This is a genomic window from Thioflexithrix psekupsensis, assembly GCF_002149925.1.
Taxonomy (GTDB): domain Bacteria; phylum Pseudomonadota; class Gammaproteobacteria; order Beggiatoales; family Beggiatoaceae; genus Thioflexithrix; species Thioflexithrix psekupsensis.
Window position 1 is genome coordinate 658,602 of sequence record NZ_MSLT01000012.1, and the last position, 16,087, is coordinate 674,688.

Sequence of the window (16,087 nt, forward strand, 5' to 3'; positions counted from 1 at the left end):
CCTTTGATTTTGCATGATTAAATTTTTACTGTTACTGCTATTGTGGCTAAGTTTTGCACCGGCTTGGGCGATAGAAACTTTAGAACTTCGTTTCGCCCAAGTCAGTGGAGAAGATTGGCGGGTGGAGCAATTGGCATTAGAACTGGATATTCGCGCTCCAGATAGCCATCGTTTTGGCTTAGAATTAAGCATAAAACGCTTAGAATTAAGTGTATTAAAACAACCGTTATTGGATATAACTTTACGTTGTAATAAAATTGAACAACGCCAAGCTCAAGTGACCTGTCAACAAGGGACATTAAAAATAAATCATGCTATTTTTGCTAAAAAACCAATGGCGATCACATTTAGTTATCATCTAATCACCAAAGCGATACAATTGACTATTCCCCAATTGCCTTTTTCGGGTGGTTTATTAAAAGTTCATTTTGCTTATACGCCAGAACAATGGACAGTTGAATTAGATGCAAAAAAAATAGCGTTATCTCAATTACAACAACAATTAAATAAACTGTTTGATGTGACTTTAGCTGATTATGCGATAACGCAAGGAGAAATGGCGTTAAATTTAACCGCACAACAGAAAAAAGATCGGCTTCAATTAAACTTTTCAGGAGATATTCATAAAGCACATTTTAGTAATGAACAAGGCAATCATTTAGGAGAAAATGTTAATTTAGCGTTTAATAGCCGCTTGATTAAAACGGATCAGCAATGGCAAGGTGATGTGGAATTGAATCAACAAGGCGGAGAATTATTTATTGAGCCGCTTTATATGGCAACAGAATCAAGAAAGTTACAAGGAAAATTTAAATTTATTTTTAATAAAAATCGCTTAGAATTGAAAAATATACAATTAATCCATCCCGAAGTATTATGGCTTAATGCGGAAATGGTACTAAAATTGGGACAGGGAATAGAAATTGAACAGATGCAAGGCAATCTTAATCTGCCTAATTTAGCGTGGTTTCATCAGGCTTATTTGCAAAATTGGTTAGAAAGTTTAGGGTTTCAATCTTTAATGTTGATGGGCAGTTTAAATCTATTATTTTCTAAAAAAGAAACGGTCGATTTACGATTAAGCATAGCCAATGTGAGTATAGAAAATGCAGAAAAAACTTATGGTTTAGACGATTTAAATGGACAGCTTTATTGGCAATCCGATCCGATTGCAACGGTTTTACCCAGCCAATTGTATTGGCGTTCTGCTTATTTTTTTAATAATGTGACATTAGGCAATAGCGAAATTAACTTTAAACTTAATCAGCATGAATTAGCCTTATTACGGCCGTGGTATATTCCAATTTTAGATGGTGCGGTGCAAATTAATGAATTGCATTTGCGTCATTTGGATAATTTAGAACAATTAGAATGGCAATTAAGTTCAAAAATTTGGCCAATTTCTATGCAAGCATTTAGCACGGCATTAGGGGGGCCACCATTAAAAGGACAATTTTCAGGACATATTCCCGCGATTTATTATCAAGATAAACAAATTGAAATCGGTGGAGAATTAAGTATTGCTGTTTTTGATGGTAAAATTGATATTCAATCTATGCGTTTAATTGAACCATTTAGCAAAACGCCGCAATTATTCGCACATGTGGCATTAGAGCGTATTAATTTAGGCACATTAACGGGAGTATTTGAACAATTTGGCGCAGTGGAAGGAGAGGTTTCTGGCTACGTTAAAGATTTGCATTTAGTCAATTGGCAGCCTATCACTTTTGATGCTTTTATTAGCACTTCGGAAAATAGCAAAGTGCCACGCCGAATTAATCAAAAAGCAGTCAATAATTTATCCAGTTTAGGCGGTGGTGGCACGGTCAATGCGATTTCTAGGGGCGTTCTCAATTTATTTGATAATTTTTCTTATGAACGCTTAGGCTTGGGCTGTCGTTTGCGTAGTGGCATTTGTGAAATGCGCGGCGTGGCAGCGGCTAATAATGGCTATTACATTGTAAAAGGGGGCGGTTTGCCCAGCATTAATTTAATTGGTTATAATCAACAAGTCGATTGGAAAGTGTTATTAGAACGTTTAAAGCGAATTAATCACATTAAAGATATTCGCACTCCTGTGATTGAGTAATTTTTTTTAAGAGGATTTATGATGCGTTATTTGCCTTCTTTTTTGCTTATTTGGGCGAGTTTTTTCATCACTGCTTGCGTGACGATTAACGTCTATTTTCCTGCCGCCGCCGCAGAGAAAGCGGCTGATCAAATTATCGATAAAGTATGGGGAACAGATTCCCCCGCAGATAAAATGCCTGATTCTACTTTTTTAACGCCTGAAAAATCGGATTTATCTCCTGCTTATTTTTCAGTTTTATTTCATTTCTTTCTTCAAGAAGCGCAGGCTTCAGCCAATATCGACATTTCCAGTCCTGCCATTCAAGTGATTCAAAGTCGAATGAGCGAGCGTCATAGAAATTTAGAACAATTTTATGACAATGGTGCCATTGGTTTGACAGCGGACGGCTTCATTACGGTGCGCGATTCCAAAGTGGTTGCACTAAAAGATCGCAATAATGTCAACCGCTGGGTGAATGAAGAAAACCAAGATCGCACTGATTTATATCGAGAAATTGCCCGCGCTAATGGTCATCCTGAATGGGAACAAGAAATTCGCAATGTTTTTGCTGCCCGTTGGATTGAACGCGCTAAAAAAGGCTGGTGGTATCAAGACAATAGCGGTCAATGGCGACAAAAATAAGTCGTTTTGCACCATTATGGCATAAAACACGCTGGAGTTTATTTGGGATAAATTTCAGCGTTTTTTCTCATTTACCCCTCGTTATTTTCTACTTTTTACATTAACCCGCTATTGGGGATTATATTGTGTATATTTTATTGGTTGAAGAAAGTGCGCAAGATTATTTAAAATTGCGTCAATCCTTAGATGCAGAATCCAGTGATATATTAACTTTGGATTGGGCACCGAATTATGATAAAGCCAGCCAAATGCTGCAAAAAAATAATTATGATTTATTACTGATTGCTTATTACGATACATTAAGCACTTTGCCTTTTACTGCGACATTAAAAAATCTTAAATCCACCCCCCTCATTTTTTTAACGCTATCAGGGCAGGTTTTTAAAAATAATTATTTCAATGACTTGCATTTTGAATTATTAGATAAAGAGAAGTTTTCTTGGAAACAAATTTTACCCAGTTATGAGCGATTAAAAAGTTTATTATCTTGTCATGCTGAAACGCAACAATTTCGTTTAATTTTCGATCATGCTTTTACTTTTATGGCTCTTTTAGACCGTGATGGTTATTTAAAAGAGGTCAATCAAGCAGCGCGTCAATTTCTCGATATTCGCAGCGACATTAAAGAATTAATTTTATGGGAAACGCCGCTGGCTTTACGTCGCCCCCAAACGCAAGCCCAATTGCGCAGTATGTTTGAAACGGCGCAAAAAAATCGTTTTGTGCGCTATGAAATTAACATCGACAATCCTCCTGAAGAGTCTGTAACCATTGATGTCACCATGACTCCAATTTGCTTATCGGATGAGCGTGTTAATTGGATATTAATTGAAGGGCGAGATTTAACCGAACATAAATTAATTGAACAACAATTATTACATGCTAATTTAAACGATCCTTTAACGGGATTACCGAATCGACAATTATTTATTGAGTATTTAGAAAAAGCCATTCAACGCGCCCATTCTCGTTCTAATTATCACGTGGCAGTTTTATTTTTAGATTTGGATCGTTTTCGGGTGATTAATGAAAGTTTAGGGCATGACATGGGCGATTGGGTGTTAATGGAAACGGCGCATCGTTTGCAAAATTGTTTGCCTGAAAATGCGTTATTAGCGCGTTCGGGTGGCGACGAATTTATGATTTTATTAGAAGGAATAGAAAGTTTAGAAACAGCCAGCCGTTTAGCCAATTTTATTAATCAAGAATTAAGCCGCACATTTGTTTTAGACGGTTATGAATTAATTGCCTCGGCCAGCATTGGCATTGCTTACGACTCAAAGACGGGAGAAAGTGCCGACTTATTGCGCGATGCCGACACCGCCATGTTTCACGCCAAACGCATGGGTAAATCTTGCTATGCAATTTTTAATAAAACCATGCACACTGAAGCCATGTCCCGCTTACAAATTGAAACGGATATTCATCGCGCTTTAGAACAACAAGATTTTGTGTTATTTTATCAACCGCAAATCGAATTGCAAACCGAGCAGTTAGTGGGAGTGGAGGCTTTAATTCGCTTTCGACATCCGCAAAATGGTTTAATTCTGCCTTTTGAGTTTCTTAATGTACTAGAAGACACAGGTTTAATTGTTAAATTAGGCGAATGGATTGTACAAACCGCCTGCCAACAATTAAAACATTGGCAACATGCCGATTTATATTTAAATAGCGTTGCTATTAATTTATCGCCGCATCAATTTCGTAATAGTAATTTAATTCGTTCAATTGTTGATGCGGTTAAAATGGCTAATGTCTCTCCAGAGAATTTGGCTTTAGAAATTACGGAAAGTTTGTTATTAGAAGATGTGCAATCAACGGTAAAAACATTGGGTATTTTTAAAGATATTGGTTTTAAAGTGACGATTGATGATTTTGGCACAGGTTATTCTTGTTTAAATTATTTAAAACGCTTTCCTGTGGATGCCATTAAAATTGATCATTCCTTCATTAAAGGCATTGTAACAACGGCAGAAGATGCCGCCATTACTGTGGCGACTATTGATATGGCGCATGCTTTGGGTTTAACGGTCATTGCGGAGGGCGTTGAGAAAGATGAGCAGCGCGATTTTCTCATTGATCACGGCTGTGATTTTGTACAGGGTTATTTTTACGCACCACCTTTGGAGGCAGAAACATTATTGGAATGGGGCAAACAATATATTCGTATGATGCAAGGCAAAACTAGATTATAGCCATTATTTTAATTTTATTCCTACTCCCACTTATAATATAGGCAGGATTTCTTTTATGACCACACGAATTTATTGGCTGTTATTCAGCTTGATATTTATCTGTTTTAATTCGTTGGCACACGCCAATACTTTAGGACAACAACGCGCTTTATTTGTGCAAGCACAACAGGCTTTAGATAAAAAAGATATTCATTCTTTTTTAAATCTGAGCGAGCAATTGACGAATTATCCCCTTTATTTTTATTTGCAATATCGTTATTTAGAACCGCAAGTTGAAACGTTAAGCAATACTGAATTGCTTGGCTTTTTAACGCCTTATGGCGATACGGGACATGGTGATTTATTGCGTCGTAAGTGGTTGTATGTATTGGCAAAACGTAATGATTGGCCAACTTTTGTTACGGCAATGCACGGACATACTTTAGACGATGATTTAGTGACATTGCGTTGTCATTATTTAACGGCGCGTCTTAATGTCGGGCAGAATATTGATAATTTAAAAGATGAGGCGATGTCGTTATGGTTGGTCGGTAAATCGCAGCCTGCGGCCTGTGATCCTGCGTTTAATGCGTTGAGTCAACAGGGTTTTATTAGCGATGATTTAATTTGGCAACGCATTCATTTGGCCATGGCGAATGGAGAGGTGACTTTTGCCACTCGTTTGGGCGATCAATTCCGCGATTCTCACCAAGCGCAATGGATTCCTTTATGGCAATCTATGCACCGCAATGCAGCCACGACATTAAGTCAATTTAATGCCAGCGATCACCCGATGGCACGCGATATTATTGTGCATGGCATTGGTTTAATTGCTAAAAATAATTACAGCGAAGCCAATCGCCATTGGCAAACTTTGCGGTCTCGTTATGCTTTTGATGTGGCGCAATTGGGCGCGATAAAAACCGCATTAGCCCTCGCCGCACAGCAACAAAAACATCCTGATGCTTATGCGTTAATTACGGCTTTATTTGAAGATGAATTAACGCCACGATTGCATGAATTTCGTTTTCATTCTGCATTAAGACAATTAGATTGGGCAGCCATTGCTGATTTGGTGATGGAATTATCTGAAGATGAAAAAAGTGATTATCAATGGCGTTATTGGTATGCGCGGGCTTTAATGCAAACAGGTAAGAAAGATGGGGAAGGAAATGAGGGAAAAACGTTATTAAGTTTATTAGCAAAGGAGCGGGATTATTACGGTTTTCTTGCGGCGGATCAGCTTAAATTGCCGCACAATGTGCTGCATATTCCAACGCCCAGTTCTCCTGCAAAAGAAGCACAATTGTTGAAACATCCCAGCATGGCGGCGGCACAAGAATTTTATCATTTGGATTTGCAAACTCATGCCCGCCGCGAATGGCAATATTTAATGAAACGTTTGCCGAATGAACAAGTGGCAATTGCCGCTTTATTGGCGAATCGTTGGGGGTGGTATGATCGGGCTATTTTTACGATGGCGCAAGCGGGTTTTTATGATGATTTAAATGTGCGTTTTCCGCTGGCTTATTATGATGAATTATTAAATGGTGCAAAATCGCAGCAATTAGATTTGGCTTGGGTTTATGGCATTACGCGCCAAGAAAGTGCGTTTATGCACTCGGCGCGTTCTCATGCGGGGGCTTTAGGTTTGATGCAATTAATGCCCACAACGGGACGTTATGTGGCGCGTAAAATTGGCTTGTCGATTAGTAATAATAACGACATTTTGAAACTGGATAATAATGTCTTATTAGGAACGGCTTATTTAAAACAAATGTTGCAGAGTTTTAATGGCAATTATATGTTAGCCACCGCCGCTTATAATGCAGGTCCCGGCCGCGCCAAACGTTGGGCGCAGGACAACGGTTGTTTGCCTACGGATGTTTTTGTGGAATTAATTCCCTTTGAAGAAACCCGTACTTATGTGAAACGAGTATTGTTTTATACGCGGATTTTTGAAAGTCAATTACGCCGTACCGAAACTCAGCCTTTACGTTTATCTTTAGATGGGTATTGTTCGCGCTAATCTTGTTTTTCCTCATTCCCACATGCCGAAACCTGAGCTTACGAACGAAAAAATGGGGCTTTTAGGAGTTCTTTTACAGGCTCGGCGTGTGGGGACGAGATAACATTTATTGTCGGAATGGATTAGTCCTGAACATCATGATTCAGGGTCATTTTTTAATGATGCTGATGTCCTACTTCTCCCTGTGGCATTGCTTCCTTTTCAAGGGGTTGCTGCTGTGCGGGCGCGGGAGCATGATGTTTACCGTGACTGCCGTGTTTATGTGGCGCAAAGAGGGTGTATAAACCGAATAATATAATCAATAAACCCATCGTTTGCCGCACAATTGCTTTACGAGTGATTCGGTTTAACCACGACGCGGCACTGCCAATCGTCACCAGTGTGGGCAACGTGCCTAAACCAAACGCCAACATTAACAAACCGCCTTGTGTCGCACTCGCTGAAGCCAACGACAACGCCAACGCGCCGTACACCAAACCACAAGGCAACCACCCCCACACCAAACCCAAAGCCAACGCATGAGGTAAATTTTTTACGGGTAAAAAACGCCGTCCCAATGGCTCAATTTGTCGCCACAAATACGCCCCACCCCGCTCTAACCAACCCAAAGCCCGCCACCATTCCGCGATATATAATCCCAAAATGATCATAAAAACACCCGCAAATAAACGCCCAATTAACATGGGTTCTGGCAATAATTGCGTGAATTGCGATCCGAGGAAACCAACGAGAATGCCCGCAATAGAATAACTGGTTATTCTGCCAATATTATAAGCGGCTAAATAAGGCATTAATTTTAATTGAGATTGGCGAATATTTTCCCCTAATCCCATCGTTAATGCCCCCACAATGCCCCCACACATGCCAATACAATGCACCGATCCCAATAACCCCATCATAAAGGCCGTTAATAAAGAAAATTCTTGTGTCATCATAATAAAAAATTAAGAAAGCTCAGGTAAAATTTCAACAGGCGTTTGACGCGGTAACGTGACCGATTTCAACATACGCCAGTCGTCTGTAGTTAATTGCAAGTACCAATTGCCCGCAATTAATTGCGGTAAATCAGCTTGATATAACGTATCGGCAATGCGTTTTAATATCACCGTGCGATCATGTCCTGCTTGCGTGCGATGTAAAAAACGCAATTCCAATTGCGCAGGCAAATTATAATCTTTTGCTTGCGCTTCTAAAGAAACGAAGATAACCTGCTGTGTGGGTTTAAAATCCACCTCCGCCCGCAATCCCAATTGCTGCGCCATTTGCTCTCGCTCTAAACGTTCATTAATCGCTAGACCTTGCTTATAATAATCATCAACCACCACCCCATCATCACTGTTAATGGCTAAACGCAGCATAAAAAAACCCATTATCACTGCACTGAAGGGAATCGCAATCATTAACCAGACATAAGGCTCTGAATACCATGCTTTTTTCGATGCTGTCACGTTCTATTTCCTCTGTTTGTGAAAAATAAAAAGCGGCTGATTTCATTGCCAAAAAATAACACCGCTCATGCGGTGTTATTTCAATACGGAATCATCGGTAGAAAAGCCGCTTAACGATAAACTGGCCCCAAAAAACGAGCCTCTTCTTCATTGCTCAAATTGGGATCATCTTTAGCGGTTAATTTAAACATCACCGTGTTGCTGCGTTCAGGAATCGCTTTAGGTGCAACCACTAAACTCACAGGCACATCCAATACACCACCCGCTTCCACCATAATTTCCCGATCTAAAACCACTTGAACACCGTCCAAACCACTGGCCGTTAATTCAAAACTGCGGGTGATATTACTCTTATTAATCGCTTTAACAATATAGACATTCTCAATTAAACCTTGAGGCGTTTCTCGATACAAACTGGCACGATCACGCATCACATCTAATTGCACAGGATTGCGCGTTGCAATAGCGACCACTAAAATCGCCATTAACAGCAACAATAAACCACCATAAACGAAAATACGCGGACGAAAAATATGTGTGGGCGTACCTGACAAGGCGTGTTCAGTTGTATAGCGAATTAACCCTTTGGGATAATTCATTTTGTCCATGACTTCGTCACAAATATCAATACAGGCCGAACAGCTAATACATTGATATTGCAAACCGTTGCGAATGTCAATACCCGTCGGGCAAACCTGCACACACATGGTACAATCAATACATTCACCCAAACCTTTTGCTTGGTAATCTTCGCCACGTTTACGCGAACCACGGGGTTCACCGCGCTTGGTGTCGTAGGCGATAATCATGGTGTCTTTATCAAACATGGCACTTTGGAAACGGGCATAAGGACACATGTAAGTACACACTTGTTCGCGCATCCAACCCGCATTACCATAAGTGGCAAAACCATAGAAAAACATCCAAAATGTTTCCCAACCACTTAATTGATAAGGATACAACCCTGCGGCCAAGTCCCGAATCGGCGTAAAATAGCCAATAAAAGTAAATCCTGTAAAAAGAGAGAAGAGAATCCATAGTGTATGTTTAGTGGCTTTTAAACGCAATTTACGCGCATCTAAACTGGTTTTATCCAATTTCATGCGTTGCGGGCGGTCGCCTTCCACCATGCGCTCAATCCACAAAAAAACTTCCGTCCATACCGTTTGCGGGCAAGCAAAACCACACCATAATCGTCCCGCTAATGCCGTAAAGAAAAACAGCGATAAGCCTGCAATAATCAGTAAAAACGCCAAATAAATAAAATCCTGCGGCCAAAACACTAAACCAAACACGTAAAATTGACGTGCTGGCAAATCAAATAAAACCGCTTGTCTTTCTCCCCATTGTATCCAAGGAAAAATATAAAAAATTCCCAATAACACCAAGACACTGGTGATTTTTAAATTAGCAAATAACCCAGTGACTTTACGGGGATAAATTTTTTGATGTTTTGCGTATAAAGTCTGTTGAACATCTTCAACAGCCGCATCATGAGATTCGTTTGATGGTTTCATAATAGCTCAGGCAATCTTTACTTAAATAAACAAAAAAACACGGATAATTCACCGACCCATCACAGATAAATTGCGCGTGAATAAGTGCGTTTATCTACATCGTTGGGTTTATCAACTTTCCGATAACCGCATGTTAAAACAAAAATCGGTTTCTTGACATTAACCTATTACTATTTTTTGCGATTGAAAAATAAAAACCTTCATTTTTTCTCCTCTTGTCGTGCGGGGTGCAAGCTGTTAGAATGCCAGAATCTGTAAAATAGAGCAGAAAAAATCAATATAACTTTTTGATTATAAAATATTTTTACCGAAAAATATCACGGCCAATCCTCGTCCTCATTCTTCATAAAGACCTTTTATAATGCAGCATTTAGGTTTAGATTTCGGCACCACCACCAGCATATTAGCCTATCATGACGGTCAACAATTGCGGGCTTTTAGTTTGGGAGGGGCGGCCGCTTCGCCTTATATTCCTTCGGTATTGTCGCTGGAAAAAGAAGATCAAGAACAAATTGAAATCGGTCAAGCGGCGCGTTTAAATCAGGGCGATAATGATTATTGGGTTTATATACCAAAAAGATAGGATTTATAGAATCCTTATTTTGTCTGAATCAGAATTTAAAGAATTAAAAAATTTTCAAAATTTACTCTTGCAACTCGTTTATTTTAAACAGATTTTTTATTCTTTAATTCTGAAAATCCTAAAATTCTGTAAATTCTGATTCTGACAGAAAAATTTTATGAATGACTTAATTTTGGTATAGTCATTTTAAAATGTTATTGGCAGAAAATAATCAGGATTATTTAAAAAACCGCGGTTATTCGGAACATGCGCCGCGGGCGATTGCGCGAATTTATTTACAACAATTATTAGCGCGTTATTGTCAAGAAATGGGTTTAGTTGAGGACATTACGCATTTAGTGCTGACTGTGCCTGAAATTTGGGTGCGAGAAGGACAACATGCCGCCCGCGAAACGTTACAACAAATTTGTGATGAATTAGGCTTGTCGCATAAAGTGCGCTTGGTGAGTGAACCGGTCGCGGCGGCGGTTTATTTTGCGCATTGTTATCAGCAAAAAGAACAGCGGACGTATCAAGGTCATTTGTTAATTTGCGATTATGGTGGGGGAACGTTGGATTTAAGTCTATGCCACGTACAAGATCGAGCGGTGACCATTTTAGAAGGCACGGGACGCGGCGAAGTTGGGCAAACGCTGGGCGCGGCCGGAGTCGCTTTTGATGAAGCCGTGTTGCAAAAAGTACAACAACGCTATTCTAACGAACATTCACCGCGCCATTTTTATCGTGCTTTAAAAGAATTTGAAGAACAAAAAATTGCACAAACTGAGAAAATTTCTAAAGCCTTAGAACGTTATTACCGCAATGCGGCCACGAATAAAAAGATTTTTGAAGTTGGGGATATGTCGATAGAAGCGGCCGATTTGGCCAGCGTTTTTGATACGCTAATTAAACCTGAATTAGATAAAGCCTTGCAAGAAATGCAAAGTTATTTAGAACAGCATCAAGTTAATTATCAAGAAAGTGAACAGTTTCATGTGGTTTTAGTTGGGGGATTTTCTAATTTTTATTTAACACGGCAAACGGTACGGCATTTTTTCGCCTCGCGTACTGAAGCCGATCAGCGATTTCACAGTTATTTTGATTTAACCGATACGGCATTGGCGATTGCCAAGGGCGCGGCTTTAATTGCTAATGAGTCGTTTAAGGTGACTTTAACGTGTCCGATTAGTGTAGGCATTAAAGCCAGAAATCGTTATTTAGAAGAAGTGGATTTATTGTTATTAGAGAAAGGTAAGGAATTGGCGATTTATGAAAAACCACATTATACGGCGATGTGGTTAAAAGTCATGAGTGAAGCGGCATTAGATACCACTGCATTAACCTTGTTTTTAGATGTGGCGAATGGACGGCGGCGTTATATTGATTTACGCGGTCATTTACGCGATTTTATTCCCAATCCTCATGCGGATAATCAATGGCGCATTGGTTTTGCCGTGAATGATAATTTATTATTTACTTTACACGTGACCGATCAATCAGGCGAAACTAAAATAACCCCTTTGGGTAATTTAGAAGAAAAAATGAGCGGTTTACATTATTCGGAAATGGATTTGTAAGGGGAGTGATGGTGTATTGGATAGCAGCTTACCGCGCTTGGGTGGTGGCTCGACGCGGGTTAGTTTTTTTAGGGGTTTAGCAAAACAGTGTATTATTAGTATTTGGTATGGGCAAATGATAAAATTTATGAGGGGTATTGATGGGGTTGTGTTTTATTTTTTTGTGAACTTTTTGGTTCTTTCTATGATAGAATAGCACAAGTAATTCGAATAGTTTTTCACAAAAGTTATAATCTTTTGATGGTTAGCTATAACTCCTATATCTCAATGGTTCAGACAGTTCTTTAAGGTATTTAATTAAATCAATAGGTTATATGTTTTTGCTAAAAACCTTAACTCATTAAATATTTAACTTTTATTAAATACTTTAAAAAATTATCCGAACTATTGATGTTGATGTTCTATGGTAAACAACTTATAATTTTGTGCTTTATAAGCATTTAAACGGTGGATCATGAAAATATATTTAGTTTGTGACGAGTCTGGTGCAAAGGGATATTCTAATAAAACTGAAAAATATGAAGGTGAAACAGGGGTATTTGCAGGGGTTTTTATTCCAGAAAATAAGATAGAGGATATAAGAGAAAAACTAAATAACATTGCTAATTCATATTTTATAAATGGAAAACAGCACATTACGGACTTACCTGATCCAGAAAAAGAATCTTTAAGATCAGATGTTTATGGAATAATAAAGGATGAAAATCTCGTTTGTATACATGAAGCTATTCATGTGGAAGGATTTTATGCAGAACACAGAAGAATGGATAAAATAAAAAATGATTCAAAGGCTAATGTTAAATCAGATATAAAAATAAGTGGAAACCCTAAACATAATAGCTTACATGTCAGTCTATTTCAAGGCTTGTTTTGTAAGTCTATTGCATATTGTCTTGATACCTTTGGTCAGGATTATGAATTAGTTTTCTTATCTGATAATATTGATAATCCTGTGTTGAAAAATTTTAAAGAAACCGCTGAAAATATTATTGATTTTTCACCTACTGAAAAAAAATTCACAGGCTATGATACAAAAAAACAAGAAATTGTCAAACGGACTATGATAATAAGTTTTGAAATACCTGAATCATATGGTTTTTTAGAGATTCAAAACACTGAGTATGAAATAGAAATTGAACCAAAGAATAGTGGTTTAACTTTATTAGCTGATGTTTTAGCTAATAGCATTAATTATCTATTTACATCAAGAAAAAAAAATGACATTGGGAAACCATTAAATGATGAAAAATCTATAAAAGATCATCCACTTATCAATCAGTTTTATGGATTGATGAAAGAAAATGAGCTAGCATGGGTATCAGATATAATATATATGCACAGCAAAGAAAAAGAACGAAACGAGCAGAAAACAAATAATGTATAGAGTAATACTCTAGTCGTGTGCTGTGTAGAGTGAACAAATGCCGCCATTAAATTTTTTTTAACACAAACCCTAACGGCATTTGCCCACCATTACCACAAATCATTGAACAAAATGCCGTCAAACACCGTGCTAAAATTAAACATCATGGCGGCATTTCGCACACCCTACGGCACTCTCCCACCCGCCATAAGCCCATCTGTCGAATCACACGATTGATGGGCTTTCTGCCTCAGTCTATCTGTACTTACTATCAAACCCTAAGCATCACACTCATGAATACACAAGTCCATTTAAATGAAACGCTTGCACAACAAGCCTTGCAATATAGCGAGCAAAAAAATTTAGAACAATTAGTTAATCAACTTTTATTTGTCTATATCCAACAACATCAAGCAAAAACACATTTTACCACTAATACAAACACTGCACTTGATACTTTAGCAGGCTGTTTTGAAAGTGATGACCCTACGATTGCTGAAAATCATGATAGCCATTTATACGGAAAAAAACCATGACAGAACTTTTTGTTGATACAAGCGCATGGTATGCCTTGATTGATGCAAAATCACACACCCATATCCAAGTTATCTCGTTCCCACATGCCATGTGGGAACGCAGTCACGACGTGCCACGTCGAGTATAAACAAGGACAAATTGATACAGGATGGTGCTTGATTCCTGACGCAGCGCGTCTGGACTGCATTCCCACATGGCATGTGGGAACGAGGAAAGAATTTGCTTTTCCTATTTTCCAGCACGAATCAATTTTGTCAATTCTCAAATTATCTCGTTATCTCGTTCCCACATGCCATGTGGGAACGCAGTCACGACGTGCCACGTCGAGTATAAACAAGGACAAATTGATACAGAATGGTGCTTGATTCCTGACGCAGCGCGTCTGGACTGCATTCCCACATGGCATGTGGGAACGAGGAAAATTTCAGGATTTTCAGAATCTAAAGAATTTGCTTTTCCTATTTTCCAGCACGAATCAATTTTGTCAATTCTCAAATTATCTCGTTATCTCGTTCCCACATGCCATGTGGGAACGCAGTCACGACGTGCCACGTCGAGTAATAAACAAGGACAAATTGATACAGAATGGTGCTTGATTCCTGACGCAGCGCGTCTGGACTGCATTCCCACATGGCATGTGGGAACGAGGAAAACGGGAAATTGAAACGAAGACGCTGCTAAAGTATTGAAACTGATGTGGTTACTTTCTACCCCAAACGGGAAATTGAAACGGGTACAAGTTATTTAGGTGTAATTATATACCGAAACTTTCTACCCCAAACGGGAAATTGAAACCATATAATTAAAATATAATCATTTTTATTTAAGGTACTTTCTACCCCAAACGGGAAATTGAAACGTGATGTGGCTAATCTGGTGGAATTCCACCAAATTACTTTCTACCCCAAACGGGAAATTGAAACCACTGCGAAAGTGATGAACTTTGCAAGCTCAGCACTACTTTCTACCCCAAACGGGAAATTGAAACTTGTAAGCGGTTAAAAATATCTACCAAAATCTCTTGTCTTTCTACCCCAAACGGGAAATTGAAACTGTTTCAATATTTTCAACAAATTTAACAATCTCTGCTTTCTACCCCAAACGGGAAATTGAAACAGAAAACCACACCCAGTCAAGCCCCATGATTAACATCTTTCTACCCCAAACGGGAAATTGAAACAAAATCCACGCCGCGCTATCACCGAGCGAAAAGCTCTTTCTACCCCAAACGGGAAATTGAAACGGTTAAAAAGCTACAAAATTGGACTGAGTCAGAGTTCTTTCTACCCCAAACGGGAAATTGAAACTTCAATTAAGCCATCTTTTTCACTCTTAATAGCATCCTTTCTACCCCAAACGGGAAATTGAAACCATATCTAAAACCGTCACTTTTTTAAGTCCTACCTTCTTTCTACCCCAAACGGGAAATTGAAACTATGTAAGTGCCGACAACGCCTTGCGTGCAGGTTGACTTTCTACCCCAAACGGGAAATTGAAACTATGCGAGCGCAAAGATAAATAAACAACAGATTAGTGCCTTTCTACCCCAAACGGGAAATTGAAACAAGTGAAAAGCCTACGTTTCATGAGATTCGCAGCTTACTTTCTACCCCAAACGGGAAATTGAAACGTTTTTACAAAAGGCGACTATTTTAGGTTCTAACTTTCTACCCCAAACGGGAAATTGAAACGGATAATACAAAAAATAGGTATTGACATCATCAATACTTTCTACCCCAAACGGGAAATTGAAACTTAAATCAATGTTATAATTCATTGATTACGCTCTTTCTTTCTACCCCAAACGGGAAATTGAAACAGCCAAAAGCTATCGCGGAGCCATCTGAATTATCAGTCTTTCTACCCCAAACGGGAAATTGAAACTTTATTATTGACAGTTAGTAATACCTCATGAATCACCTTTCTACCCCAAACGGGAAATTGAAACTAATAGAGGAACTAAAAAAGAGCGACGATGCGTCATCTTTCTACCCCAAACGGGAAATTGAAACACTACTGCCCTTCTCAAACAGTCCATACGCAAATCTCTTTCTACCCCAAACGGGAAATTGAAACTCCACATGCTCCTGCAGCCTCCAATTCATCTAATTGCTTTCTACCCCAAACGGGAAATTGAAACAAATACACTATTAACGGCATCACTAAT

At 38.8% G+C, this 16,087-nt stretch carries 12 protein-coding genes and 1 CRISPR repeat array (1 of these 13 running past the window's edge); of the genes, 9 read left to right on the plus strand and 3 right to left on the minus strand.

What is annotated here, in order from left to right; translation table 11 throughout:
• Positions 1-13: 13 nt before the first annotated feature.
• From TPSD3_RS08035 to TPSD3_RS08050, 4 genes are all read left to right on the plus strand, one after another.
• Complete coding sequence (locus TPSD3_RS08035; RefSeq protein ID WP_086488042.1) at positions 14-2,089, plus strand: hypothetical protein; 2,076 nt, start codon at positions 14-16, stop codon at positions 2,087-2,089.
• An 18-nt stretch (positions 2,090-2,107) separates the two neighbouring features.
• Positions 2,108-2,713 carry a YdbL family probable chaperone protein gene (locus TPSD3_RS08040; protein ID WP_086488043.1) on the plus strand — a complete coding sequence of 202 codons (606 nt, stop codon included), beginning with the start codon at positions 2,108-2,110 and terminating at the stop codon, positions 2,711-2,713.
• A gap of 125 nt (positions 2,714-2,838) precedes the next feature.
• Positions 2,839-4,908 carry a putative bifunctional diguanylate cyclase/phosphodiesterase gene (locus TPSD3_RS08045; protein WP_086488044.1) on the plus strand — a complete coding sequence of 690 codons (2,070 nt, stop codon included), beginning with the start codon at positions 2,839-2,841 and terminating at the stop codon, positions 4,906-4,908.
• Positions 4,909-4,963: 55 nt separating this feature from the next.
• Positions 4,964-6,916: a transglycosylase SLT domain-containing protein gene (locus TPSD3_RS08050; protein ID WP_086488045.1), complete on the plus strand. Its 1,953-nt coding sequence runs from the start codon at positions 4,964-4,966 to the stop codon at positions 6,914-6,916.
• A gap of 155 nt (positions 6,917-7,071) precedes the next feature.
• On the opposite strand, the gene TPSD3_RS08055 is transcribed toward TPSD3_RS08050, so the two are convergent.
• From TPSD3_RS08055 to ccoG, 3 genes are all read right to left on the minus strand, one after another.
• Positions 7,072-7,851 carry a sulfite exporter TauE/SafE family protein gene (locus tag TPSD3_RS08055; protein WP_086488046.1) on the minus strand — a complete coding sequence of 260 codons (780 nt, stop codon included), beginning with the start codon at positions 7,849-7,851 and terminating at the stop codon, positions 7,072-7,074.
• Positions 7,852-7,860: 9 nt separating this feature from the next.
• Complete coding sequence (locus TPSD3_RS08060) at positions 7,861-8,364, minus strand: FixH family protein (RefSeq protein WP_086488047.1); 504 nt, start codon at positions 8,362-8,364, stop codon at positions 7,861-7,863.
• Positions 8,365-8,474: 110 nt separating this feature from the next.
• A complete protein-coding gene (ccoG, locus tag TPSD3_RS08065) occupies positions 8,475-9,881 on the minus strand; it encodes a cytochrome c oxidase accessory protein CcoG (protein ID WP_086488048.1) in 1,407 nt (468 codons plus the stop codon).
• Between the two features lie 361 nt (positions 9,882-10,242).
• Between ccoG and TPSD3_RS08070 the strand changes: the two genes are divergently transcribed.
• The 5 genes from TPSD3_RS08070 to TPSD3_RS18330 all read left to right on the plus strand — a co-directional run bounded on the left by TPSD3_RS08070 (position 10,243) and on the right by TPSD3_RS18330 (position 14,584).
• Entirely contained in the window at positions 10,243-10,464 is a 222-nt protein-coding gene (locus TPSD3_RS08070) for a hypothetical protein (protein WP_086488049.1), read from the plus strand.
• Between the two features lie 191 nt (positions 10,465-10,655).
• Positions 10,656-12,020 carry an Hsp70 family protein gene (locus tag TPSD3_RS08075; protein ID WP_086488050.1) on the plus strand — a complete coding sequence of 455 codons (1,365 nt, stop codon included), beginning with the start codon at positions 10,656-10,658 and terminating at the stop codon, positions 12,018-12,020.
• 454 nt (positions 12,021-12,474) lie between these two features.
• The gene (locus TPSD3_RS08080; RefSeq protein WP_086488051.1) at positions 12,475-13,404 is read left to right on the plus strand and encodes a hypothetical protein; all 930 of its coding nucleotides are present in this window, start codon (positions 12,475-12,477) and stop codon (positions 13,402-13,404) included.
• Between the two features lie 272 nt (positions 13,405-13,676).
• Positions 13,677-13,919 carry a hypothetical protein gene (locus TPSD3_RS08085; protein WP_086488052.1) on the plus strand — a complete coding sequence of 81 codons (243 nt, stop codon included), beginning with the start codon at positions 13,677-13,679 and terminating at the stop codon, positions 13,917-13,919.
• Positions 13,920-14,209: 290 nt separating this feature from the next.
• Positions 14,210-14,584, plus strand: a complete 375-nt coding sequence (locus tag TPSD3_RS18330; protein WP_425353088.1) for a hypothetical protein — start codon at positions 14,210-14,212, stop codon at positions 14,582-14,584.
• A 39-nt stretch (positions 14,585-14,623) separates the two neighbouring features.
• Positions 14,624-16,087: direct repeats of the CRISPR family, unit length 28 nt; unit sequence CTTTCTACCCCAAACGGGAAATTGAAAC (it continues 166 nt past the right edge of the window).